Raw genomic sequence first — 25190 nt, forward strand, 5'->3', positions numbered from 1 at the left:
CGCGTGTGTTTATCAACGCCTGCGTTGTGAGTACAGTGTTCCTACACCAACCCACTTTGAGGAGCACCACCATGAAAACAGTCATCGTCACCGGCGCATCGAGCGGCATCGGCTTCGGCATCGCCCAGGCTTACCTGAAACGCGGCTACAACGTGGTCGGCAACGCCCGCACCATGGACCGCCTGAAGCAGGCCGCCGAGCAGCTGGGCAACCCGCATAACTTCCTGCCGGTGGCCGGCGACATCGCCGACCCAGCCACCGCCAAGGCTTTGTTCGAACGCGCCGTCGCCGCCTTCGGCAAGGTCGATATCCTGGTCAATAACGCCGGCATCTTCCTGGCCAAGCCGATCGCCGACTACAGCGAGGCGGATGTGGCGTCCATCGTCAACACGAATCTGCTGGGCTTCTTCTATCCGTCTCAGGAAGCGGCGAAGCACATGAGCGCCAACGGCGAGGGTCACATCGTCACCATCACCGCCAGCGTCGCGATGCAGCCTAACGTCAAGGTGCCGGCGCTGCTGCCGGTGTTGATCAAGGGTGGTTTGAACAGCGCGACGCGCGGCCTGGCGCTGGAGCTGGCCGCGTCCAACGTCAAGGTCAACGCGGTGGCGCCCGGAATCATCGCCACGCCGATGCACGGCACGGACGAAGGCACGCAGAACTTCCTGAAAGGTCTGTCGCCGAGCGGCCGGACCGGCGTGGTGCAGGACATCGCGGACGCGGTGCTGTACCTCACCGAGTCCTCGTTCACCAGCGGCGCCGTGCTGCCGGTCGACGGCGGCGCCACCGCCGGCACTTGGTGAGCGCTTAGGGAATAATTTCAAACAGCAGTAGCTGCGTGACCTGGTTCTTGCCGAAGTTATCGTCGGAGATCAAGACCAGGCTTGCGTGGCCGTTGGCCAGCACCGGACCGAAGGACATGCCTTCCAGATTGTCGACGATGGGCAGGTTCAGCGTGCCGACATCCAGCACCAGGCGCTTCTTCATCAGCTTGTAGGAGGCGCCTTTCAGCGTCGGCAGCTTCTGGATGTCGCTGGCGCCGTCGGCCTCGATTTCGTAGATGCGCACGTAGTCGGTGTATTTGCCGTCCTCGCCCTGGACGCCGGCGCGCTCCAGCACCAGCAGGCGCGTGGCGCCGATGGCGAGGATCTCCGAGATGCCGTTGTCGGCGTACTTGCCCTTGCCCGGCGCCGCCGGAATCGGGTCGAGCGGATAGGCGTATTGGCCCAGCACCTTGCCGTCGCGCGCGAAATGCGTGATGCGGTTGACCGCGCCGTTGACCGGGTCGGGCGCCGGGCCGTCCTGGTACATCGGGCCTTCCAGCGACACCCACAGCGTGCGGCCGTCCGGCGAGAAGCTCATGCCTTCGAAACTCTGATTGTTGCGCGGCCCGGACGAGTGATCAGTCGATACGGTGAACATCGGCGGCAGGGGCAGGGTGGACAGATAGCGGCCGTCGCGCGTGGCGTGGCGCACGAACGGATCGAGGCCCAGGCTCACATCGCCTTCGCTGCCGTACCAGATGCTGCCGTCCTGCGGATCGACGCGGATGGTTTCGAGGTCGGATACCACGCCGCCGGCGCGCTTGTAGTCTTCCTTGGACGGATAGGTGCTGCCGTCCGGCTGCAGGAACAGCGCCACGCCGCTCAGCTCCACCGGCTTGAAGGAGTCGCCATCATATTGCAGGCGCGCGCTGTAGAAGCGGGCCGGGTTGTGCTGCGAGCGGTCGTCGCTGATCATCACCCACTCGCCGCTGGCGGCGTCGTAGTCGATGCCGGACAGGCCGCCCACCATGGTGTCCTTGTATTGCAGGCGCCACGGCAGCCGCTGTTCGCCGATGAAGCGCAGGCTGGAAACCGTGTCCGGCATGGCCGGCTTGTAGGGGGTGAATGGAGCGCAGGCGGCCAGCATCAGCGCGCCGGCCAGGGCGAGGATCGAGGTGGATTTTTTCATAAGCCCGCGATGGTATCACCTCTCCGCCATCCAGTCAGGGAAAGGATCGGCGTAGCGTCGCCATGCGGCGACACCGGCCGCGTTCTCGGCATCGCTCAGGACGCAGTCGTCGAAGGCGGCTTCGATCGCGGCGCGGTCCATGTCGCGGCCGATGAATACCAGCTCGTTGACGCGGTCGTCGTAGGGCTCGGCCCACTGGCCGACCGGCTCCACCGAGGCGATCTTGCCGGCCCGGGAATACGCGACCGCCCATTCCGGCCGCGTCGCCAGCCACAAGTAGCCCTTGGCGCGTATCAGGCCGGGAAAGTCCCGGTCCAGGAAATGGTCGAAGCGCTGCGGATGCAGCGCACGTCGGTCGCGCAGCACGAAGCTGGCGATGCCGTATTCTTCGGTCTCCGGCGTGTGGTTGCCGGCCAGTTCCTGCGCCCAGCCGGCCATCTCGCTGGCTTTCTCCAGGTCGAACTTGCCGGTGCCGAGGATCAGGTGCAGTGGCACCCGGCCTTTTTCGGCGTCGATGATGGTGGCGCCGGGATTCAGCGCCTTGATGACCGCGTGGACTTCCTTCAGCTTCGCCGGCGCGACCAGGTCGGTCTTGCTGACCACGATGACGTCGGCGAACTCGATCTGCTCCGACAGCAGCGCCGCCAGCGTGCGGTCATCGCCTTCGCCGGCGGTCTCGCCGCGCTGGGCGAGAAAGTCGACGCTGTTGTAGTCGTCGAGCAGGTTGACCGCGTCGACCACGGTGACCATGGTGTCGATGCGCGCCAGGTGGTTGAGCGAGTCGCCGTGTTCATCCTCGAAATCGAAGGTGGCGGCGACCGGCATCGGCTCGCCGACGCCGGTCGATTCGATCAGCAGGTAGTCGAAGCGGCCGTCGGCGGCGAGCTTGCGCACTTCCAGCAGCAAGTCTTCGCGCAAGGTGCAGCAGATGCAGCCGTTGCTCATCTCGACCATCTTCTCCTCGGTGCGCGACAGCGCCGCGCCGGCGTTCTCGGCACCCTGGCGCAGCAGCGAGGCGTCGATATTCACCTCGCTCATGTCGTTGACGATGACCGCCACCCGCAATCCCTCGCGGTTGGCCAGCACGTGGTTGAGCAACGTGGTCTTGCCGGCGCCGAGGAAGCCGGAAAGAACGGTGACGGGCAAGCGGGTGTCGCGCTTTGGATCGGATACGGTCATGGGAATCTCGCTATGGTTATTGCAAACGAGTTGCATCATAGGCGGATTCAAATCCTAATGCAAGTTAACTGCATTAGTCATGCTTTACTTTTTTCGGGCGCAGTGGGGGCAGGTGCCCTTGATGAGGAAGTCCATTTCCTGGCTCTCGAAGCCGGCCGGCAGCTTGATCTTGCGCGGCAGTTCGACTTCGGTGAAGCACGTGACCTGTTCGCACTTGGTGCACTGGAAGTGCGCGTGTTCGTGCGAATGCTGGCCGGCGCCGGCGCTGAAGCGCCACACCTGGTCGGCGCCGGGGATGCGGTGGATCAGCTCATTTTCGGTCAGCCATTCCAGCACGCGGTACAGCGTGACCGGGTCCAGCGCCTCGTCGGACAGGCGGTCCTGGATTTCGTGGTGGGTCAGCGATTTGTCCTGGCCGAGCAAAAAATCGAGCACGGTGATGCGCTGCCGCGTAACGCGGGCGCCGGTGGCTCGGATCAGCGATTCTGCCTGGTCTGCGGTGGATGTTTGCATCTGGTCTTGGTTAATTTCTACTCGTAGCAGCGCTATGGTAACACGTCGGCCGCTGGCGTTATTCCGGCGCTTGCGGTTAGAATGAGCGCTTCGTTCCTCTCCGGCCCGGCCAAACTTGATGCAACGCCGTTCGATAGTTCATGTATTCCTCGCGCTTCTGCTGCTGTTGACGCAGCAGATCGGGGTAACGCACGTCTATACGCACTGGTCCGACATCAACCAGCAGGTCTCGCAACTCAGCGACGAGGAACATGCCGAGCACCGCAAGAGCGTCGCCGCGCACAAGCTGTGCGCCGAATGTGTCTCGGTGGCGCAGATGGCGGCGGCGATCACCGGCGCGCCGCCGATGCTGGCCCTGGCCACCGTCGGCGCCGGCCCGGTCGCCGTACCCACCACCATGTCCGCCTGCGAGCGGACCACCTGCGTCTTCCAATCCCGCGCGCCTCCTCTGGCCTGACAGCCGAAATCCGTCCTGATTTTTGAGTTGTAGCGTCACCGCGAGCCTTCCGCTGCGCGGTGCGCCCTGTCATCCATTTTTGCTAGAGGTATCACATGAAGAACCAACGCACGCTGCTGGCCAGCGCGATCCTGTCCGCCTTTTCCACGCTGGCTGCGGCCCAATCCAACGACGCGGTCGTGCCGCAAGTGGTGGTGACCGCCACGCCGTTCGGAAACAGCGCCAGCGATCAGATCCTGGCCCCGGCCAAGGTGCTGGCCGGCGACGAACTGCGCGACAAGGCCGGCAGCTCGCTGGGCGAGACGCTGTCGCAGGAGCTGGGCGTGTCCGCCTCGGCGTTCGGCGCCGGCGCATCGCGGCCGATTATCCGTGGCCTGGAAGGCGCCCGGGTCAAGATGCTGGAGAACGGCATGGCCGTCTCCGACGTCTCCGGCCTGTCGAACGACCACGCGGTGGCGGCCGAAGGCGCGGTGGCGCAGCAGATCGAAATCCTGCGCGGCCCGGCCGCGCTGCTGTACGGCTCGGGCGCCATCGGTGGCCTGGTCAATGTGGTCAACGAACGCATTCCGACCGCGCTGGAACCGAAGCTGACCGGGCAACTGGAAGTGCGCGCCAGCTCGGTCGACGACGGCCGCAACGCTTCCGGCACCGTCGACGGCTCGGCCGGCAAGTTCGCCTGGCACGTGGACGGCAACGCCCGCAACGCAGGCGACTACAAAATCCCCGGCAATCGCGTCATGGGCGATCCCGATTCGGCCTCCGGTCATCTGCCGCACTCTGACACCAAGGAACGCAACGCCGGCTTGGGCGGATCCTTCGTCGACAGCTGGGGCTTCATCGGCGCCTCGGTATCGCACCTGACCAATGTCTACGGCATCCCGAGCGACGAAGGCTCGAAGATCGACCAGAAGCAGACCCGCTACGACATCGACAGCCTGGTCAAGGCGCCGTTCGACGGTTTCGAGACCTTCAAGTTCAAGGCCGGCTACACCGACTACCAGCACGCCGAGCTGAATGACGAGAACGCGCCGGAAGTGATCTTCCAGAACCACTCGCTGGAGACCCGCTTCGAATTGACGCACAAGCCGGTGGCCGGGTGGCACGGCACCTTCGGTGTGCAGACCGAGAACACGCGCTTCTCGGCGCTGAGCGCGGAGGGCGGCCCGGACACGGTGCCGGTCACGCGTTCGACCTCCAAAGCCGCCTTCCTGGTTGAAGAAACCGACTTTGGCCCGGTGCGGTTCAACGCCGGCGGCCGCGTGGAGCGCGTCGAACGCGAGCCGGTGACGGGCGTCGACCGCTCGTTCAATCTGCAATCGGGATCGGTGGGGGCGATGTGGCCGTTCATTCCGGGCTATGGCCTGGGCGCCACGCTCTCCTACGCGCAGCGCGCGCCGTCGACCGAGGAACTGTATTCGGCCGGCCCGCATGACGCCACCGTCACCTTCGACGTCGGCAACGCCGATTTCAAGAAGGAGACCTCGCGCAATATCGAACTGACGGTGCAGAAGACCACGGGCCTGGTGCGCTGGAAGGCCAACCTGTTCCGCAACAAGGTCAGTGACTTCATCTATGGCCACATCACCGGCAACCTGCTTGACGCCGAGGGCAACCCGGGCGATGAACTGCGCGAGCGCATCTTCGAGCAGGCCGACGCCACCATCCACGGCGCTGAAGCGGAGCTGGAATACAACCCGACCGGCGCCGGCTGGTCTGGCCGCGTGTTCGCCGATACCACGCGCGGCAAGCTGGATCGCGGCGGCAGCCTGCCGCTGCAACCTGCGACCCGTGTCGGCGCCAGCACCGCCTACAAGATGGGCGCCTGGCGCGCCGGCCTGTCGCTGGTGCACGCGCAGTCGCAGGATCGCCTGGCATCGTTCGAGACCTCGGATACGCCGAGCTACAACCAGCTCAACGCCAATGTCTCGTACACGCAAAAGATCGGCGGCTACGACCTGACCTGGTTCATGCTGGCCAAGAACCTGACCAACGACGAGATCCGTGTTTCGACTTCGGTGCTGAAGGATATCTCGCCGCTGCCGGGGCGTAACGTGGTGTTCGGTGTGCGCGCCAAGTTCTGACGCGTCAGACGTGAAGGCTGTCGAGGATGGCGGCCTTCAATGCCGCCGCGCCGACGTCGCTGCGTTTGCGCGGCGCTGGGCCGGGATGGAATTCCGTCAGCGCCGGTGCGGCCGTGCCGTCCAGCAGGACCACGCGGTCGCTCAGGTACAGCGCTTCATCGATATCGTGCGTCACCAGCAGCACGGTGAGCTGGTGTTCCTGAGCGACGCGCAGCAGCAGGTCCTGTAACTTCATGCGGGTGAAGGCGTCGACAGCGGAAAACGGCTCGTCGAGCAGCAACACGCGCGGTTGCGTGAACAGGCCGCGCGCGATGGCGGCGCGTTGCGCCTGGCCGCCCGACAGCTGCTTGGGCAGCGCGGCGGCGTGGTCGTCGAGCCCCACTTCCGACAGCAGGCGCTTGACCAGGCGCGGGTTCTTGTCGTTGTCGAAGGCGACGTTCTGCGCCACCGTCAGCCAGGGGAATAAACGCGGCTCCTGGAAAATGAAACCGATCTCGCGGCTGACGCCGTGAAGCGGCGCACCGTCCAATTTAATTTGACCGCTGAAGTCGCGGTCCAGTCCCGAGGCGATCGACAGCAGGCTGCTTTTGCCGCAGCCGCTCGCGCCGATCAGGCTCACGATTTCCCCTTGTTGCAGTTGCAGGCTGACGTCGCGCAGCACCGCGCGCTCGCCGTAGCGTTTTTCCGTGATGTGGATGTCGAGGGCGATGCTCATGCGGTTAGCGCTCCTTCGTAGCTGTCGCGCCAGGCGAGGCAGCGGTGTTCGATGGCGGCCATCAGGCTGTCGCTGACTTTGCCGAGGATGGCCAGCAGCGCGATCGCCGCCAGCACGATATCGGCGCGGCTGGTCTCGCGGCCGTCGGAGAGCAGGTAGCCCAGGCCCCGGCTGGCCGCGATCAATTCCGCCGCGACCATGAACATCCACGCCAAACTGAGGCCGTTGCGCAGGCCGGTCAGGATGGAGGGCAGGGCGGCCGGCAGCAGCACGCGCCTGGTCAGCGCGAAGTTGGACAGCCGGTACAGGCGCGCTACTTCTATCAGCTTGCGGTCGACACCGCGGATGCCGGAGGCCACGCCCATATAAATAGGGAAGAAGGCGCCGATGGCGATCAGCACCAGCTTGGGCGCTTCGTCGATGCCGAGCCAGAGCAGCAGCAACGGCACCCAGGCGAGTGACGGGATGGCGCGCAGGGCCTGAAAGGTCGGGTCGAGCAGGGCTTCGGCGCGGCGACTGAGGCCGACCGTGGCGCCGAGCAGCACCGCCAGCAAGGCGCCGATGCCGAAGCCGGCCGCGACGCGCAGCGTGCTGGGGCCGATGTGGCCCAGCAATCCATGCGCGCCGAGATCGGCCAGGGTATCGAGGATTTGCGTCGGCGCCGGCAGCAGATGCGAAGGAATCACGCCGCTGCGCACGGCGATCTCGGTTGCCGCCAAAGCCGTCACGGGGAGCAGCGCGCCAAGCGCCACGCGCCGCCAGCGCTGGCCGCCAGCCGTGAGCGGAGTCCCGGCTGGCGCATTGTGCGGCGTTTGCACGCCTGAGCCGCTGCCCGGGGCGGCCGCTCGCGGCACGGCACCGGCCGCGCCGTCCGCCGGCGGCTGCGCTGCGCGGGCATCGCGCCGCTCGCGAGGAACCAACGCGGCAGTGGTGCTGTTGGCTGCGGTCACGGCTTGCGCGCTGACGGCCGACTGGCTGCTCATGCCGCGCCCCTAGCTGCGCGCAATGAAAGGCTGCGCGAAACGGGTATCGATCAAATCGCCGATGGCCCGATTCAGATCTGTATCCGCCTTGACCAGCGCCTCGTCGCGCAGGATCGGGGCCGCGAGCTGCAAAGCCTTCACATGTTCGCTGCCCGGCTGCGGATTGCTAAAGTCGCTGCGCAGTTTGATTTGCAACAGCGCCACCGGCAACGACACCTTGGCCTCCTCGGACAGTATCTTGGCCGCCTCGGAGGGATTCGCCCTGATCCACCCTCGCGCCTTTTCATAGGCCTTGATCACGCGCGCCACTTCGGCCGGCCGCGTCGCCAGGAACTCCTCGCGCACGTTCAGGAAGCCATAAGTATTGAACGCCACATTCCGATAGATCAGCCGCGACCCGCTCTCCAACTCGCTGGCCGCCATGTGTGGATCGAGCCCCGCCCACGCATCGACCTTGCCTTGTTCGAGGGCCGCACGCCCATCGGCATGCTGCAAGCCGATATGCTCGATATCGCCGCGCTTCAAACCGACCGTCTGCAACGACCGAAGCAAGAACAGATAAGGATCCGTCCCCTTGGTGGCCGCGATCTTCTTTCCCTTCAAATCCGCCAGCGTGCGAATCGGCGAATCCTTGCGCACCACCAGCGCCGTCCATTCGGGACGCGAAAAGATATACGGCGTCTTGATCGGATTGCCGTTGGCCTTGGCCAGCAACGCCGCCAGGCCCGCACTGGAGCCGATGTCGATGCTGTTCGCATTCAGGTATTCGAGCGCGCGGTTGCTGCCAGCGCTGAGAACCCAGCGCACCGACGTGCCGTCGGCCTTGAACTCATCCTCCAGCCAACCAAAGCGCCGCAGCACCAGGCTGGTCGGCGAATAGTAGGCGTAATCGAGCCGCAGTTCCTTGAGCGGCGCGGCGGCGGCAAAGGAGACCGGCGACCAGCCGGAGGCCGCAGCGGTGGCGGCGCCACCGGCCGCCAGTTTCAACAGGGTTCTGCGCTTCATGTTTTCCTAGGGTGAGGGCGACGATGCATAAAGTATTGCACCGCCGCCGTCCCCAGTACACGAAGATATCCGGCTTTACTTAGTTGAAAAACGCATCAGGCCAACGCCTCGGCGGGACCGAAGAACTCATAGTAGGTCTGCGACTGCGGCACGCCCAGTTCCAGCAGGTGCGACTTGACCGCCTTCATGAACGGCGTCGGACCGAGGAAGTAGGCTTCCAGGTCGCGCGTCTCCGGCATCCATGCCGACAGCGTTTGCGGATTCAGGTAGCCGGTTGCGTGCGGCTGCGGACCATCCGCGTCCACCGTCGCGTAGCAATAGAAACGCTGCAGCTGCGGGTGCTTTTCGGCCAAGGCATCGATATGATCGCGGAAGGCATGCACGCCGGCGTGACGCGCCGCGTGGATGAAGTGGATCGGACGGTTGGTGCGCAGCGCCGCCGTCAGCATCGCCAGTGTCGGTGTGATGCCGACGCCGCCGCTGATCAGCACCAGCGGCTTGTCGCTGTCGGCCAGCACGAAGTCGCCGGACGGCGGGAACAGATCGAGGCTATCGCCGACATGGACCCGATCGTGCAGGAAGTTCGACACCAGGCCGCCCGGCTCGCGTTTGACGCTGATGCGGTAGCTGACGCCATTGCTGGCCGCCGACAGTGAATACTGACGGCGCGCCGACTCGCCATCGACCGACACCACCAGGCCGATGTACTGGCCGGCATGGTGCGCCACGACCTTGCCGCCATCGGCCGGTTGCAGCACGAAGGAGGTGATCTCGTCGCTTTCGACCGTCTTGGCGACCACCTTGAAGCTACGGGCGCCGCGCCAGCCGCCTTCGGCCTGCTCGTTCTGCGCATAGATTTTTTCCTCGGCGCCGGCCAGGATGTCCACCAGCTGGCCGTAGGCCGCGCCCCAGGCCTCGATCACCGCGTCGGTCGCGGTTTCTTCACCGAGCACTTCGCGGATCGCCTTCAGCAGCGACGTGCCGACCAGCGGATAGTGCTCGCGCTGGATCTGCAGCGACACGTGCTTGTTGATGATGGTCGCGACCATCGGACCCAGGTTCTCCAGCTTCTCGATATTGCGGGCGTACTTCAGCACCGCATCGGCCAGCGCGCGCTGCTGGTTGCCGTCGGCCTGGTTGGCCTGGTTGAAGAATGGCTTCACTTGCGGGAAGTCGCGGAACAGGGTCAGATAGAAGTGGCGGGTCAAGGCTTCGCCGCCTTGTTCCAGGATAGGGACGGTGGCGCTGATGATGGCTTTTTGAGCAGTGCTGAGCATGGTATGACTCTTTCTCTTTGGTGATGAACTAAAAGAAGTATATCACATGAATGTTTAAAGTGTCGACGCCGAGCTTGCGCTGCCTATGAATTGCGAATGAGAAGTGTTATCATTCGCAGCTTCAGCCACGTTAACTTTTCAGTCTCATGAACAACTTCAATCTGCACGCCGCTCCCTTCAAACCTACCGCGCTGGCCACCGCGATCGCGCTGCTGAGCGCGCCGGTGATGCTGCACGCGCAGGAAGCGGACGCGCCGATCGAATCGATCCAGGTATCGGGCAGCTGGCTGGGCTCGGGGCTGCAGAACAGCGTCAAGAATTTCGCCGGCGCGCGCACCGTGATGAACAAGGAAGAGATCGACGACACCGGCGCCGCCAACATCGGCGACGTGCTGCGCCGCATTCCCGGCGTGCAATCGACCGACAACTCCGGCACCGCCGGCAGCGCGATCTCGCTCAACATCGGCGTGCGCGGCCTGACCGGACGCTACTCGCCGCGCTCGACGGTGCTGCTGGACGGCATCCCGCTGGCGGTGGCGCCGTATGGCCAGCCGCAGCTGTCGTTCGCCCCGGTCAGCCTGAACAATATCGAATCGGTGGACGTGGTACGCGGCGGCGGCGCGGTGCGCTACGGCCCGCAGAATGTCGGCGGCATCATCAACTTCCGCAGCCGCGCGATTCCCGACGGCCCGGGCGTCAGCGGCGACGCCTCGGTGCGCTACAACCACTTCGGCGAAGGCGGCCACAACACGCAATACAGCGCCTTCATCGGCACCACGCTGGACAGCGGCCTGGGCCTGGCGCTGATGTATTCGGGCCTCGACGGCACCGAATGGCGCGCCGGCAGCGACGAGAAGGTCAACGACTTCGCCGCCAAGTTCCGCTACAAGCTCAACGCCAGCAGCGAGGTGTACGGCAAGGTTTCCTATTACGACGTCAACTCGCGCACACCGGGCGGGCTGACGGTGGCGCAATACAACGCCGACCCGTTCCAGAACACCCGCCCGACCGACTTCTGGAGCGGCGACCGCAAGGGCGTCGACGTCGGCTACCTGAACACGCTGTCGGCGACGCAGGAGTTCGAAGTCAAGGCCTACTACAGCAAGAGCTTCCGCCAGAGCGCGCTGATCAACGCCGCCAAGACGCAGATTACCTGGCAACCGCGCAACTACGAAGTGACCGGCATCGAACCGCGCTACACGCAGCGTTTCGCCGGCGGCGGCATGACGCACGACGTCACGGTCGGCTACCGCTATCTGACCGAGCGCGGCGACGACAACAACTACATCCAGACGGTATCGACCGGCGTCAACGGCGCCATCTCGACCTTCGACAACAGCACCGACGCGCACTCGGCCTACATCGACGACCGCATCGCGCTGGGCAAATGGCGCATCACGCCGGGCGTTCGCTACGAGCGCATCTCATCGGAGCGCAACGACCTGGCCGGCAAGACCACGTTCACCACCGACAACAACAAAGCCTTGCCGTCGCTGAACGTGGCGTATTTGATCAACCCAGCGCTGACAGTGTTCACCAACTACACCACCTCGTTCGGACCGGTGCAGAACACGCAACTGAACTCGCAGACCCCGACCAACCCACTGAAGCCCGAGCTGGCCAAGACCGCCGAGGTGGGCGCGCGCTGGAAGACCGGCGCCGTGAGCGCCGAAGTGACCGCCTTCAAGCTGAAGTTCGACAACCAGATCATCCAGGTGCCCGGCATCACGCCGGCCACATTCCAGAACATCGGCGCGACCAAGCACGACGGAGTGGAGACGGCGCTGGACTACAGCTTCGACGACGCCAGCGTGCTGGCCGGCCTGAACGTCTACGCCAACTACACCTACACGAAAGCGATCCAGGATTCGGGCACGACGGCCGGCAAGGACGTCCCGTTCTACTCGCGCAACACCGACACGCTGGGCGCGCGCTACCGCCTCGGCGGCTGGACCGCCAACGTCTCGAGCACGCACCAGACCAAGCAATATTCGGACACCGCCAACACGGTGGCGGAAGCGGCGGCCGGCAACGTCGGCCAGATCCCCGGCTTCCGGCTGTGGAACGCGCAGCTGGGCTGGAAGCTGAAGGGCAAGCCCGGCTACGAAGTGCTGGCGGGCGTCAACAACATCAGCGACAAGCGCTACTACACCCGCAACGTCGACGGCAACGCCGGCCGCATGGTCGGCGCCCCCCGTCTAGCCTACCTACAACTCCGCGTGTCCTACTAACTCCGGGGTCAGAGCTAAAAATTGGACACGGTCTCAGCCGTCGAGCAGCCCGCGCCATCGCTTGATGGCGCGGGCTGCTGTCTTATGCGAGACCTTGAAGTGGCGCGCGATGACGTCGATGGTGTACGACGACGTGGCGTGCGCCCTGGCGATTGCCTCGTCGCGGTCCGGATACTGTTCTAGAAACGCTTGCAGAGGAGGCCCGATTGCCCGCCGGTGCTGGCGAGTGATGCCCTTGTCTTGGACGATCGCCCGAGGCGCCTGGAAGCGGGCAACGAATGCTCCGTCACCCAAGATAAGCTGGCTGTTGACATCGGCGAACGGACTGGCGCATCCGATTCCCGCATAGACGAAAGCGCGGTAGGCCTCGATCGCTTCCGGACGCGATGAATGAAATATCTCCAACGTCCATTGCACGCTCAGCCACGAAGGCGGCGATGCATCGGCGGTTGTCAAACGGTAGCTGCTCCAAGGCCAGTCACCGGGTCGCTTGACGAGGTTGGCGCGCACCGGGTTCAGGACGATGTAGCGTGCCAGTTCGAGTAGATAGCTTTCTTTCTGCACCAGGACCGCATGGTAGCGTCCTTGGAACACGTGGCCAACCAGATCGTGCCGGCGGTTGAAATATTGCGAATATATTCCATTCAATTGCTGCATGCCTGACGCGAGATTGGCTTGCTCGGTTTCCAATAACAGATGGTAGTGATTCCCCATTTGGCAAAAACTATGCACTACAAATTTGAAGCGAGCACAGACCTCCGCCAATGCCTGCATCCAAAACGCCCGATCGGTGTCATCCAAATAGATCAGCTCTCTACGGTCTCCGCGCGCGGTGACGTGATAGAGGGCACCTGCAAATTGGAGTCGTAGAGGTCGTGCCATTCGATGACACTAGCCTGCTGCGAGGATGCGGATTTGAGCCACCTCAAGCGGCGACAAGGCAGTCAGCTGAGCCCGTGTCCAGTTTTTAGCTCTGACCCCGGAGTGCGTAGGACAAAGATGACATTCTGCAATGTTCATAGCCTACATAGGACTACAAGGTGGTCCTATACCGGGGGATTGGGCCGAAAGATATAGTGTCATCAACGGTGAGGCAAACAGAACCCAACCGCGATCCACACGACATTATTCGAAGGATCAACAAGACACTTGAGGTACACCATGAACGCTATCAACACCATGACCACCGCCGCTCCACAATCCATCAGCCTGATCGGCGCTCAGCAGAACGATTTGCTCCGCGCGCTGTCCCGCGATGATCTGACGGCTCTGTTCGGCGACCTGGAATTGGTGACGTTGCCAGCGGGTAAGCACTTGTTCGATTACGGCGATAACGTGGAGTTCACTTATTTCCCAACAAATGCCATCGTTTCCCTCCAGTATGTGATGGAAGATGGCGCGACCACCGAAATCGCCGTCGTCGGCCGCGAAGGTGTCGTCGGCGTGGCGCTGTATCCAACCGAGCGTGCCAGCTACTCGGCAGTCGTGCAGACCGCCGGTTATGGCTACCGTCTGCGCACCTCGGTGCTGCGCGAAGTGTTCTACACCGGCGGCCCGTTGGCCCAGCAATTGATGCGCTACACCAGCGCGATGTTCGCCCAGCTGGCGCAGAGCGTCGCCGGTAGCCGTCACACCAGCATCGAGCAGAAGCTGTGCCGCTGGTTGCTGGAACGCCTGGATCGCTCCATCGGCAATGAATTGAAAGTGACCCAGGAAATGATCGCGAACATGCTCGGCGTGCGCCGCGAAAGCATCACCGGCGCGGCCGGCAAGCTGGCGGAAGAGGGTTTGATCGCTTACCGCCGCGGTTGTGTAACGGTGCTGAATCGCGATGGCATGGAACGCCGCGCCGGTAGCTGCTACCAGGCGCGGGTCAGCAACACGGCGTCGGAACAGCGCTACGCAGCTTGATTAATGTAAGACGCGGGATGGCGGATTCACCAGGAATCCGCTGAAGTCCGCCCGGATCACCACTGGGCGGGCGGCCAGATCCTGGTCCAGCTTGCGCTGAACCAGTTTGTGCCAGGCGCTGGCCCAACGTGCGGCCAGTTGCGATTCCTCCGCCGAACGCGCGTACAGCGTCCTCTCCACGGCGATTTTCTGTCTTTGCAGGGCGTAGGTGGCGGATATCAGAGTAGTCATGGCGTAGTCGGACTAAGAGGTTGAGTGATGATGCCTCGCCATTCTGCTCCGCTCGCCGCCGATTGAATGTGCGCCACTTCACCCATGACGATGAGATTTCAACCTCGGCCGTGTAAAATATGCACGCTGTTGCGTTTTTGCATCCTTCCTCTTTGTCATCACTCCCTCTATGTGGTCATCCAATTTTTCTAAAAACGCGCTCGCCGGCTTGACCACGTCGTTTGCGCTGGTTCCTGAGTGCATCGCTTTCGCGCTGGTTGCGCACCTGAATCCGTTGACCGGCTTGTATGGCGCGTTCTTTATTTGCACTTTGACGGCCATTTTCGGCGGCCGTCCGGGCATGATTTCCGGCGCGGCCGGGTCGATGGCGGTGGTGATCGTGGCGCTGGTGGCGCAGCATGGCTTGCAGTATTTCCTCGCGACCGTGGTGTTGAGCGGCTTGATCATGCTGTTGTTTGGCTTGCTGCGCATGGGTAAGCTGGTCAGCATGGTGCCGCATCCGGTAATGCTGGGCTTCGTCAACGGCCTGGCGATCGTCATTGCGTGGTCGCAATTGCAACATTTCAAGGCGGATGGCCAGTGGCTGCATGGCTCGAACCTGCTGTGGATGTGCGGGCTGGTGGTGTTGACCATGCTGGTGGTGTATCTGTTGCCGCGACTGACCAGGTCGGTGCCGCCGGCGCTGGTGGCCATCGTCGGCGTGGGGCTGCTGTCGGAGGGACTGCGGCTGCCGGCGCGCACGCTGGGCGACATGGCGCATATCGCCGGCGGCTTGCCGGTGTTCGCCTTGCCGTCCGTGCCGTTCAATCTGGAGACGCTGCACATCGTGCTGCCGTACGCGCTGCTGATGGCGGTGGTCGGTCTGCTGGAGACGTTGCTGACCTTTAACCTGACCGATGAGATCACCGAGACGCGCGGTCTGCCGAACCGCGAGTGCGTGGCGCTGGGCGCGGCCAATGTGGCGTCCGGTCTGTTCGGCGGCATGGGCGGCTGCGCGATGATCGGCCAGACCATGATCAACCTCGGTTCCGGCGGCCGCACGCGGGTGTCGGGCGCGGTCAGCGGCATCATGATTTTACTGTTTATACTGTTTTTGTCGCCGCTGATCGAACGCATTCCGCTGGCGGCGCTTGTGGGTGTGATGTTCGTGGTGGCGCAGCAGACTTTCGCCTGGGGCTCGCTGCGGGTGCTGGGCAAGGTGCCGCGTCATGACGCCTTGTTGATCGTGGTGGTGACCGCCATTACCGTGGCGACCGACCTGGCGGTGGCGGTGCTGTGCGGGATCGTGATCGCGGCGCTGAGCTTCGCCTGGCGCCATGCACGCGAGATCCGCGCCGATGTGGCGCTGGATGCGGTCGGCGTCAAGCACTACACGCCGCATGGCACTTTGTTCTTCGCGTCGATCGCGCGCTTCAATGATTTGTTCGATCCGCAGGGCGATCCGCTGCAGGTGGTGCTCGATTGCCGTCATATGCGGCTGGCCGATCATTCGGCGGTGGTGGCGGTGTCCACCCTGAGCGAGCGCTACGCGCGCGCCGGCAAGCATTTGCAAGTCCAGCATTTGTCGAAACGCTGCGGGCTGCTGTTGCAGCGCGCAGGTGTCGAAGTCGCGGCGTAAGTACCGCGACCTAGCTTATTTCCCTTCGAGTGCGGCGATCGCCGCCGCCACGCCCGCGCCGTAGGCCGGATCGGCCTGGGTACAGTTGTAGATGTGGCGTTCCTGCACCGGCTTGGAGACGCCGTGGATGGCGCGCGCGGTGTTTTCGAACAGCAGTTGCTTCTTCTCGGGCGTCATCAGGCGGAACAGGTTGCCCGGCTGCGAGTAGTAGTCGGTGTCGACCCGGTGGTCCCAGTGCGCGGCGGCGCCTTCGATCGACAGCGGCGGTTCGGCGAACTGCGCCTGCTGCTGCCATTCGCCACGGCTGTTCGGTTCATACGGGGTCTGGCCGCCGCCGCTCGGCGTGATGCGCATGGCGCCGTCGCGGTGGTAGCTGTGGAACGGGCATTTCGGCGCGTTGACCGGGATCGAGTGGTGGTTGACGCCGAGCCGGTAGCGCGCCGCGTCGCCGTACGAGAACAGCCTCGATTGCAGCATCTTGTCCGGCGAGAAGCTGACGCCCGGTACCACGTTGGCTGGCGAGAATGCCGATTGCTCGACGTCGGCGAAGTAGTTCTCGGCGTTGCGGTTCAGCTCCAGCACGCCGACGTCGATCAGCGGGTAGTCCTTGTGCGGCCAGACCTTGGTCAGGTCGAACGGGTTGTACGGCACTTTCGACGCGTCGTTTTCCGGCATGATCTGCACCGCCAGTTTCCAGCGCGGGAAGTTCTTGTTTTCGATGGCGTCGAACAGGTCGCGCTGCGAGCTTTCGCGGTCGCCGGCGACAACCGCCGCCGCTTCGGCGTCGCTGAAGTTCTCGATGCCTTGCTGGCTGACGAAGTGGAACTTGACCCAGAAGCGTTCGTTGGCGGCGCTGATGAAGCTGAAGGTGTGGCTGCCGAAGCCGTGCATATTGCGGTAGCCTTTGGGGATGCCGCGGTCGCTCATGACGATGGTGACCTGGTGCAGCGCCTCCGGCAGCAGGGTCCAGAAGTCCCAGTTGTTTTCCGGGCTGCGCAGATTGGTCTTCGGGTCGCGCTTGACGACGTGGTTCAGGTCGGGGAACTTGAGCGGGTCGCGGAAGAAGAACACCGGGGTGTTGTTGCCGACCACGTCCCAGTTGCCTTGCTCGGTGTAGAACTTGACGGCGAAGCCGCGGATATCGCGCTCGGCGTCGGCCGCGCCACGCTCGCCGGCGACGGTCGAGAAGCGCATGAAGATCTCGGTCTGCTTGCCCACTTCCGAGAACAGCGCGGCGCGCGTGTAACGGGTGATGTCGTGGGTGACGGTGAAGGTGCCGAAGGCGCCCGAGCCTTTGGCGTGCATGCGGCGTTCCGGAATGACCTCGCGCGCGAAGTGCGCCAGTTTTTCCAGGTGCCAGACGTCCTGCAGTAGCACCGGTCCATGCGGCCCGGCGGTCTGGGTGTTTTGGTTGTCGACGACGGGGGCGCCGGCTGCGGTGGTGAGGTTTTTCATGAAACTTCCTTCTGCGTGTGATGAATGGAAACTTCCAGCATAACCATTAGCGGAGATTTTGACCGCTCTCTTTGGAGAGAGCCTCGGGCGGAAGTCGGCCCAGCTGCGTCTGCGCCAGCGTCGCGTACAACGGCGGACTCAGCACGTGGGACACGGTGCGCGCCACCAGCGCGCAGGCCATCAGGCTGAGCACCATGGCGTGGCCGTCCACCATTTCCATGACGATGATAAACGAAGTCAGCGGCGCCTGGGTCACCGCCGCCAGGAAGCCGACCATGCCCAGCGCGATCAGGGCGCTGGCGTTTGGATAGTGCAGCAGCTGGGCGATGTCGTTGCCGAGCGCGGCGCCGATCGACAACGATGGGGCGAAGATGCCGGCCGGGACGCCGGACCACGACGTCAGCCAGGTCGCCACCAGCTTGAACAGCACGAAGATCGCCGGCGAGTGATCGGCGCCGGCCAGCATGTCGCGGGTATGACTGTAGCTGCTGCCGAAGATGGCGCCGCCGGACAGCAGCCCCAGCACCGCGACCGCCAGCCCGCAGGCGGCGGCGAACCACACCGGGCGGCGCAGGCGGACCCGGCTGAACCAGTCGCGCGGCGGCCCGCTCAGCGAGGCGATCAGCAGGCGGGAAAACAGACCGCCGGCCAGTCCGCTGGCCAGCGCCACCATCAGCCCCGGCAGCAGCAGCGACAGGTCGATCGCCTGGGCGTGGATCAGGCCGAAGTAGGTGGCGTTGCCGTTGATCGAGACCGCGATCAGGCCGGCCAGCACGATCGCGGCCATCAGCAGGCCGCTGCTGCGCTGCTCGGGCGTGCGTGACAATTCTTCGATGGCGAACATGACGCCGGCCAGCGGCGTGTTGAAGGCGGCGGCGATGCCGGCCGCGCCGCCGGCCACCAGCAGGCCGTGAGTGGAGACGGCCGAGCGTTCCGGCAGCCAGCGCCGCGCGGTCAGCATGATGCCGGCGGCGACCTGCACCGACGGACCTTCGCGCCCGAGCGACAAGCCGGCCACCAGACCCCAGGTGGTCAGCGCCACTTTGTACAGGCTCAGGCGCAGGGAGACGAAGATGCCTTGCTGGGCGGTGGACACCGCCGGCTCCAGCGCGGCCATCACCTGCGGGATGCCGGAACCGCTGGCGCCGGCGGCGTAGCGGCGCGTCATCCAGACGATGGCGGCGGTGCAGAGCGGGGTCCACAACAGCGGCGTCCACCAGTAATGCCGGTACATGGCGCTGAATTGCTCGAAGCCCCATTCGGACACGGCGGTGAAGCCGACCACGCTCAGGCCCGCCAGCACGGCGAAGGCGACCACCAGCGCGCGCGTGATCCACACGCGCCAGTCGCTGAATTCGTTACGGAAGGCGCTGCGGATATTGTGTTTGCTGTTCATCGACGCCGGATTCGTACCCACCAACAAAAACGCCCGGCTTGCGGCCGGGCGTCTGGGACTTCAGATTACTTGCTTGGGTAGGCCAGGTCGGCGCGACGGTTCTGCGCGCGTGCCGCGTCGTCGGTACCGGTGGCTTTCGGCTTTTCCTTACCGTAGCTGACGGCTTCCAGTTGGCCTTCTTTCACGCCTTGCACTTTCAGTGCGGCGACGACGGCTTGAGCGCGCTTCTGGCCCAGAGCCAGGTTGTACTCGGCGCTGCCGCGGTCATCGGTGTTGCCTTCGATTTTGATGGCGACGTTCGGGTTGGCGGCCAGGAACTTGGCGTGGTCGGCGATCAGCGCATCGGCTTCAGGCTTGACGGTGTACTTGTCGAAGTCGAAGTAGACGCTGCGGTTTTTGTAGATCGAGCTGTTTGGGTCCAGGTACGCTGGCAGGGCTGCCGCGACTGGCGCTGGCACTGGCGCTGCGACCGGTGCCGGGGCTGGTGCTGGTGCAGGCGCCGGGGCAGGTGCCGGAGCGACCACTGGTGCTGGGGTCGAGCAAGCGCTCAGCACGGCGACGGTGATGGCTGCCAGCAGGAAATTGGTTTTGGTTTTCATCGAAAATACTCCCGAATTGGTATTTTGTTATGGGTGACACACGTGGGTGTGAGGCTGTTCAGCCAGCCGCGAGCGATATTATATAAGGGTTTCCCTCTGAAATATTGGTGCGGTGCATTATTTTGCGTCATTTTGTCATTATTTTTTTAACCAAGACGCGAAAACCGTCAGATCCTTGCCCGCTTCGACATACCAGGCGCGGCGGGCGATGTCGAATTGGGCGCCGAGCGCCTTGACCTGGTCTTTTTCGTTGAAGCCGGCGGTCAGGTAATGCCGGGCCGGCGCGCCAGCCGGGGCGGTCTTGGCGGCCAACGCCAGCTGCTGGTTGCGGCCGATGGCGCCGTCGGCGGCGGCCGAGGATTTCGACAGCCGCATCTGTGCGATGAAGCCGCTGCGCAGCGCCGCGTCGGACGGCGACAGCAGGGTCAGCCGGGCGCGGGTGCGGGTGGCGGCGACGTAGAACAGGTTTTCCTCGTCCCGCCGGGGTTGCTGCGGGTGCGGGAATTCGCCGACCTGCAGGAACGGCAGGATCACGTGCTCGAACTCCTTGCCCTTGGCGTTGGCGACGCATTCGATCAGCACCGCCTTGCGGTCGCGCTTGCGGCGGGTGAAGGCTTCGCGGGCGTTCATCGCGGTCCAGAAGTCGCGCAGGCTCAGGCCGGAGGCCGCGGCCGATTCCAGCAGGCCTTCGACCGATTTGTTGACCACGCCCGCTTCATACGGACGCACGAAGATGCGGCGCGCGGTGGCCACCAGCTTGACCCGCTCGCACAGCGCGGCCAGCACTTGCGCCGCCGGCGTCGCCGGATCCAGCGCCGACAGCCAGCCGATGGCGTCGATGACGGCGCGCTTGGTGGCCTGGCTGGCGACGTCGCGATAGCCGGGTTCGACGCCGTCGCGCTGCTCGTCTTCGATCAGGAACAGCTCGCCGAGCAGCGCCGGATCCTTGACGATCTGGGTCTTGAGGTTGTCCAGCCGCCGCACCGCGAACTTCATCTCGCTGAAGGCGATCATGGCGTCGACGATGGCGCCGCGCACCTGTTCCGATTTGACGGCGGCGAAATCCTTCAGGCCGATCGCCAGCAGGCCGCGCAGGAACAGGATCTCGTCGCGTTGCAGATAGCCGGCCATGACCGGCGTGCGGTAGTCGATGTCGGCGTCGATCAGCGCGTTTTCGATCGCCATCGATTGATGGCGGTCGCGGATCAGGATGGCGCAGCCGTCCAGCGCGTGGCCGTCGGCCTTCCATTGCTTCACCGCCGCCACCGCCTGCTGCGCGCACTGGGCAGCGCTGTCGTAGTGGGCGTGCAGGATCTCGGTGCGCAACGGCAGGCCCGATTCGACCGGCTTCTGCTTGAACTCGGCCATGGCGTAGGCCAGGTGCGGGCCGTGGCGGTAGGTCTGCGTCAGCGGGTAGCGCGCCAGCTTCGGATAGTGCTGGGCGAAGCGGCGCTTCAGGTAGTCGTCGCTGGCGCCGAGGCGGGCGTGGATCACCTGGTCCTTATCGCCGGCGCCGACGAAGAAGCATTGCGGCCGCCGCACCAGCGCATCGAGGATCAGGAAGGCGGCCTCGTTCAGATCGTGCAGTTCGTCGCACAGCACCAGCCGGTAGTCGAGGAAGCGCTCGGCCAGACGCGCGCCGGCGTCCAGATTGCAGGCCAGGTCGTAGGTGGCGTCGAACGGTCCGCGGAACACCGCGCCGGCGCCGCCGTCGAGGCGCAGGGTTTCGTACTCGACCGTGGTCAGGTAGTCGGCCAGCGGCACGCCCAGCAGTTCGCTGGTTTCCTCCAGACCCATGAATTCGACGTCGGCCGCCAGCGCCATGGTCGCCTTCAGCCCCAGCTGCACGTCGAGGAATTGCGCCAGCGCGATGCTGTGGGTGTTCAGCTCCAGGCCGTCGACCTTGCCGGCGTAGCGTTCGCCGGCGCGGTCGACCGCCGCCAGCGCGTAGTCCTTCAGCTGGCGCGCCTCGTCGCAGACGCGCACCTCGTCGCCGTCGACCGGGTCCAGCTGCTCGCGCGCGAAGTCTTCGAAAGTCAGCACCGCGATGCGCGCCACCAGCGCGGCCGGCACGCCGACGTCGAGCAGGCGCTGGCGCAGTACATCGCGCGCTTCCGGCGTGAAGGTGAGGGCGAGAATGGCTTCCGGCGGCAGCTTGCGCGCCAGCGCTTCGCCGATGCGGATCGCCAGCGTGGTGGTCTTGGCGGCGCCGGCGTTGGCGTCGATCAGCACCACCTTGTTCTGCGCCAGTTGAATGGCGGTCTGTTCAGCGGTGGGGATCAGGCCGTGCGGAGTGAAGCGGGGGGTGTTGGGAGCTGGGGCGGCGGTCATCGCCCATTATAGCTGTTACATGATGGCGACCGGGGCGCGCATGCCGGCCGCGACCGTGGGCGCGGCCGGTCCGACCGGCGTCAGGCGCGCGGTGGCGCCTTCGATGAACTGGGCGTTGAACACGCGCCGTTCGGCCTCGTCCGCGTCCGGGCGGTCGATGATGCTGCTCAGCAGGTCGGCGGCGGCGGCGGCCATTTTCGGCATCGGCTGGCGCAGCGTGGTCAGGTTGTAGCTGAGCCAGTTGGACGGCTCGACCGCGTCGAAACCGGCCACCGACAGCTGGCCCGGCACCTCGATGCCCAGTTCGTGGCGCGCGTAGTCGAGGCAGCCGATCGCCATGACGTCGCTGCCGCAGATGATGGCGTCGGGCACGCCGCCCAGTTGTTCGATGATGGCTTTCAGGCCGACCGCGCCGCTGCGGTAGTCGTATTCGCCCGGCACGATCACCGGCGGCGGCAGTCCCAGCTCGGCGATGCGCTCGCAGGCGCCGCGCCGGCGTTCGCTGGCGACCACCGAATCCTCGGTGCCGGCGATGATGCCGAACTGGCGGTGGCCGGCGGCGGCCAGGCGCGAGGCCAGCATGCGGCCGGTCTCGTGGTGGTCGCAGGTGACGGTGTTGACCGAGTGGTCGCGCAGCGTGCGGTTGAAGACCACCAGCGGCACGCGGCGGCGCTTGAATTCGGCGATGTGCTCGCCGGACAGGCTGGCGGCGGCGATCACGCCATCGACCTGGAATTGCCAGACATCGGCCAGCACCCGGTCGGCGTCGGACTCGCGCGCCAGCGTGAACAGCAGCACGCGCTTGCCGCGCGCCGTGATTTGCTGGCTCAGCTCGGCCAGCAGTTCCGGGTAATACAGATTGGCCTGGTTGGTGATGATCAGCGCGATCATGTTCGAGCGGCGCGTGATCAGGCTGCGCGCGGCGGCGTTGGGGATGTAATCGAGCAGCACCGCCGCCTTCATCACCCGCGCATGGGTGGTCTTGGAAACGCTGGCGCCTGGCTTGAAGCAGCGCGACACCGCCGACTGCGACACGCCGGCCACCAAGGCGACGTCATACGAGGTCACGCGGCGGTTTTCACGGGCGATCGAGGCTCGGTGTTCGGCGGCGCAACGTTCGACTGTCAGCTTGGAAGTGGTCATCGTCTGGGTTCTACTTATGGTCAGACCAGCATAATTAAAATCTTACCGGATGGCAACTAATATCGCCTGAATGTAAAGAAAAGTCAGTCTCCCTTGTGGCTAGGTTGCAATTTTTACTGCGCAAGCGGTTTTTCTGATAGCATAACGCCCCTTTATTACGTGAAGGGTCGACATGGCCATTGCTTGCGGCGTCGATTTTGGCACGTCCAATTCCACCGTCGGCTGGGTGCGTCCCGGCCAGCCGGTGATGCTGGGACTGGAGGACGGCAAGACCACTTTGCCGTCGGTCGTCTTCTTCAATGCGGACGACGAGGAAGTCACCTTCGGACGTGCGGCGCTGGCCGAATATCTGGCCGGCTACGAGGGGCGCCTGATGCGCTCCATGAAGAGTTTGCTCGGGACCAGTCTGATCGACGGTCAGACCGAGGTGGGCGGCCGCGCGCTGCCGTTTCGTCAGTTGCTGGCGCAGTTCATCGGCGAGGTCAAGCGCCGCGCCGAGCAATCGGCCGGACGCGAATTCAGCTCGGCGGTGTTCGGCCGCCCGGTCTACTTCATCGACGACAGCAAGGAAAACGACCAGCTGGCCGAGGACACGCTGGCCGACGTCGCGCGCTCGGTCGGCTTCAAGGACATCGCTTTCCAGTTCGAACCGATCGCCGCCGCCTTCGACTACGAGTCGCAGATCGACCGCGAAGAGCTGGTGCTGATCGCCGACATCGGCGGCGGTACCTCGGACTTTTCGCTGGTGCGCTTGTCGCCGGAGCGGGCCAGGAAAGCCGAGCGCCGCGACGATATCCTGGCCAACGGCGGCGTCCACATCGGCGGCACCGACTTCGATAAATACCTGAGCCTGTCCTCGGTGATGCCGCTGCTGGGCTACGGCAGCCGCCTGCGCAACAACGCCGACGTGCCGTCCAGCTACTTCTTCAATTTGGCCACCTGGCACACCATCAACCAGGCTTACACCAAGAAGATGTGGACCCAGCTGTCCGACCTGCTGCGCGATTCGGCCGAACAGGAAAAGCTGGGTCGGCTGCAAAAGCTGATCGACCAGCGCGCCGGCCACTGGCTGGCGATGAAGGTCGAAGAGGGCAAGATCGCGCTGTCCGACGCGGCCAAGGTGCAACTGGAGCTGGACCGGCTGTCGCCGGCGGTGACGCTGGAGCTGGACCGGGCGCAGTTCGACGCCTCGATCAGCCACCTGGTCGGCTCGATCGAATCGACCGTCACCAATCTGCTGCGCGACGCCGGGGTAGCGGCGGGCGACGTGGATACTGTATTCTTCACCGGCGGTTCCAGCGGCGTGCGCATGTTGCGCGAGCGCATAGGCGCCTTGTTGCCGGCGGCCCGCAAGGTCGAAGGCGACTTGTTCGGCAGTATCGGCGCCGGCCTGGCGCTGGATGCCGTGCGCAAGTTCGGCTAACCAGGAAGTGTAAATGCTCGACAAATCGATCGTCATGCTGGACTTTGAGACCACCGGCCTGTCGCCCGACATGGGCGACCGCATCACCGAGGTGGCGGCGCTGCGCATCCGCGGCGGCCGGGTGGTCGAGCGTTACGTGTCGCTGATCAACTGCAAGGTGCGCATCCCATCCTTCATCACCGGCCTGACCGGCATCACCCAGGCGATGGTGGACGGCGCGCCGCCGGTGGCCAAGGTGTTGCCCGAGCTGCTGGACTTCATCGGCGACGACGCGCTGTCGGCGCACAACGCCAGCTTCGACGAGAAATTCCTGCGCGCCGAGGCGGCCCGGCTGGCGCTGAACCCGCGCCATTCGGCGCTGGTGTGTTCGCTCAAGCTGTCGCGCCGGGTGTTCCCGCAATTGTCGAGCTACAAGCTGGGCAATCTGTCGGGCGAGCTGGGCATCAAGTTCCGCAGCGCGGCCCACCGGGCCGAGTCGGATGCGGAAGTGGCGGCAGAGGTGCTGATCCATATCGGCAAGCACATCGGCTCCGCCTACGGCATCGCCGCCGTCGATCCGGCGCTGCTGGTATCGGTCAACAAGCTGGCGGCCGCCAAGGTCCACCAGTTCCTGCAGAAGCAGTCGGCCGCGTAAAAAACGATAACATTTCATCATCACTCGTTTGAGCGCGCGCAAACCTCGCGCCGGG

Annotated in this window: 22 protein-coding genes; 8 read left to right on the forward strand and 14 right to left on the reverse strand. The window is 64.6% G+C overall.

Features of this window, described 5'->3' with window-relative positions; all coding sequences use genetic code 11:
• The first annotated feature begins 71 nt into the window (after positions 1–71).
• Positions 72–803 (forward strand): SDR family NAD(P)-dependent oxidoreductase, encoded by a 732-nt coding sequence (locus tag GW587_RS11230; RefSeq protein WP_166102458.1) that lies wholly within the window; start codon positions 72–74, stop codon positions 801–803.
• 4 nt (positions 804–807) lie between these two features.
• Here the strand turns inward: GW587_RS11230 and GW587_RS11235 are convergent, their stop codons facing one another.
• The 3 genes from GW587_RS11235 to GW587_RS11245 form a co-directional block, all read right to left on the reverse strand.
• Positions 808–1953 carry an esterase-like activity of phytase family protein gene (locus GW587_RS11235; RefSeq protein WP_166102460.1) on the reverse strand — a complete coding sequence of 382 codons (1146 nt, stop codon included), beginning with the start codon at positions 1951–1953 and terminating at the stop codon, positions 808–810.
• Between the two features lie 15 nt (positions 1954–1968).
• Positions 1969–3132 (reverse strand): GTP-binding protein, encoded by a 1164-nt coding sequence (locus tag GW587_RS11240; RefSeq protein WP_166102462.1) that lies wholly within the window; start codon positions 3130–3132, stop codon positions 1969–1971.
• An 84-nt stretch (positions 3133–3216) separates the two neighbouring features.
• The gene (locus GW587_RS11245) at positions 3217–3645 is read right to left on the reverse strand and encodes a Fur family transcriptional regulator (protein WP_166102465.1); all 429 of its coding nucleotides are present in this window, start codon (positions 3643–3645) and stop codon (positions 3217–3219) included.
• A 115-nt stretch (positions 3646–3760) separates the two neighbouring features.
• Here GW587_RS11245 and GW587_RS11250 point away from each other — a divergent pair, with 115 nt between their 5' ends.
• Positions 3761–4102: a hypothetical protein gene (locus tag GW587_RS11250; RefSeq protein WP_166102468.1), complete on the forward strand. Its 342-nt coding sequence runs from the start codon at positions 3761–3763 to the stop codon at positions 4100–4102.
• A gap of 95 nt (positions 4103–4197) precedes the next feature.
• Positions 4198–6183 carry a TonB-dependent receptor gene (locus tag GW587_RS11255; protein ID WP_166102470.1) on the forward strand — a complete coding sequence of 662 codons (1986 nt, stop codon included), beginning with the start codon at positions 4198–4200 and terminating at the stop codon, positions 6181–6183.
• A 4-nt stretch (positions 6184–6187) separates the two neighbouring features.
• On the opposite strand, the gene GW587_RS11260 is transcribed toward GW587_RS11255, so the two are convergent.
• From GW587_RS11260 to hmpA, 4 genes are all read right to left on the reverse strand, one after another.
• Positions 6188–6898, reverse strand: a complete 711-nt coding sequence (locus GW587_RS11260) for an ABC transporter ATP-binding protein (protein ID WP_166102473.1) — start codon at positions 6896–6898, stop codon at positions 6188–6190.
• Complete coding sequence (locus GW587_RS11265) at positions 6895–7881, reverse strand: ABC transporter permease (RefSeq protein WP_166102475.1); 987 nt, start codon at positions 7879–7881, stop codon at positions 6895–6897. Before GW587_RS11265 ends, GW587_RS11260 begins: the two co-directional genes overlap by 4 nt.
• Before the next feature lie 9 nt (positions 7882–7890).
• On the reverse strand, positions 7891–8886 hold the full coding sequence (locus tag GW587_RS11270; RefSeq protein WP_166102478.1) for an aliphatic sulfonate ABC transporter substrate-binding protein: 996 nt from the start codon (positions 8884–8886) through the stop codon (positions 7891–7893).
• Between the two features lie 95 nt (positions 8887–8981).
• Complete coding sequence (gene hmpA / locus GW587_RS11275; protein WP_166102479.1) at positions 8982–10163, reverse strand: NO-inducible flavohemoprotein; 1182 nt, start codon at positions 10161–10163, stop codon at positions 8982–8984.
• 146 nt (positions 10164–10309) lie between these two features.
• On the opposite strand from hmpA, the gene GW587_RS11280 reads away from it, so the two are divergent.
• On the forward strand, positions 10310–12394 hold the full coding sequence (locus GW587_RS11280; protein WP_166102481.1) for a TonB-dependent receptor family protein: 2085 nt from the start codon (positions 10310–10312) through the stop codon (positions 12392–12394).
• Positions 12395–12427: 33 nt separating this feature from the next.
• Here GW587_RS11280 and GW587_RS11285 read toward each other — a convergent pair whose 3' ends face one another.
• Complete coding sequence (locus GW587_RS11285) at positions 12428–13276, reverse strand: REP-associated tyrosine transposase (RefSeq protein ID WP_166102483.1); 849 nt, start codon at positions 13274–13276, stop codon at positions 12428–12430.
• A gap of 279 nt (positions 13277–13555) precedes the next feature.
• On the opposite strand from GW587_RS11285, the gene GW587_RS11290 reads away from it, so the two are divergent.
• Positions 13556–14305, forward strand: a complete 750-nt coding sequence (locus GW587_RS11290; protein ID WP_166102484.1) for a Crp/Fnr family transcriptional regulator — start codon at positions 13556–13558, stop codon at positions 14303–14305.
• Here GW587_RS11290 and GW587_RS11295 read toward each other — a convergent pair whose 3' ends face one another.
• Positions 14306–14536 carry a hypothetical protein gene (locus tag GW587_RS11295; protein WP_166102486.1) on the reverse strand — a complete coding sequence of 77 codons (231 nt, stop codon included), beginning with the start codon at positions 14534–14536 and terminating at the stop codon, positions 14306–14308.
• A gap of 169 nt (positions 14537–14705) precedes the next feature.
• Between GW587_RS11295 and GW587_RS11300 the strand changes: the two genes are divergently transcribed.
• Positions 14706–16154: a SulP family inorganic anion transporter gene (locus GW587_RS11300; RefSeq protein ID WP_166102487.1), complete on the forward strand. Its 1449-nt coding sequence runs from the start codon at positions 14706–14708 to the stop codon at positions 16152–16154.
• Positions 16155–16169: 15 nt separating this feature from the next.
• Here GW587_RS11300 and GW587_RS11305 read toward each other — a convergent pair whose 3' ends face one another.
• The 5 genes from GW587_RS11305 to GW587_RS11325 form a co-directional block, all read right to left on the reverse strand.
• Positions 16170–17609 (reverse strand): catalase, encoded by a 1440-nt coding sequence (locus GW587_RS11305; protein WP_166102489.1) that lies wholly within the window; start codon positions 17607–17609, stop codon positions 16170–16172.
• Between the two features lie 46 nt (positions 17610–17655).
• Entirely contained in the window at positions 17656–19005 is a 1350-nt protein-coding gene (locus tag GW587_RS11310; protein ID WP_166102491.1) for a chloride channel protein, read from the reverse strand.
• Between the two features lie 65 nt (positions 19006–19070).
• Entirely contained in the window at positions 19071–19604 is a 534-nt protein-coding gene (gene pal / locus GW587_RS11315) for a peptidoglycan-associated lipoprotein Pal (RefSeq protein WP_166102494.1), read from the reverse strand.
• A gap of 138 nt (positions 19605–19742) precedes the next feature.
• Positions 19743–21935, reverse strand: a complete 2193-nt coding sequence (locus tag GW587_RS11320; RefSeq protein ID WP_166102496.1) for a UvrD-helicase domain-containing protein — start codon at positions 21933–21935, stop codon at positions 19743–19745.
• A gap of 15 nt (positions 21936–21950) precedes the next feature.
• Complete coding sequence (locus GW587_RS11325; RefSeq protein ID WP_166102499.1) at positions 21951–23078, reverse strand: LacI family DNA-binding transcriptional regulator; 1128 nt, start codon at positions 23076–23078, stop codon at positions 21951–21953.
• Between the two features lie 172 nt (positions 23079–23250).
• Between GW587_RS11325 and GW587_RS11330 the strand changes: the two genes are divergently transcribed.
• Positions 23251–24501, forward strand: coding sequence for an Hsp70 family protein (locus GW587_RS11330; RefSeq protein WP_166102502.1), 1251 nt, complete (start codon positions 23251–23253; stop codon positions 24499–24501).
• A gap of 13 nt (positions 24502–24514) precedes the next feature.
• Positions 24515–25135, forward strand: coding sequence for a 3'-5' exonuclease (locus tag GW587_RS11335; protein WP_166102505.1), 621 nt, complete (start codon positions 24515–24517; stop codon positions 25133–25135).
• The last annotated feature ends 55 nt before the right edge of the window (positions 25136–25190 follow it).

This window comes from Duganella aceris (assembly GCF_011090165.1).
GTDB lineage: Bacteria > Pseudomonadota > Gammaproteobacteria > Burkholderiales > Burkholderiaceae_D > Rugamonas > Rugamonas aceris.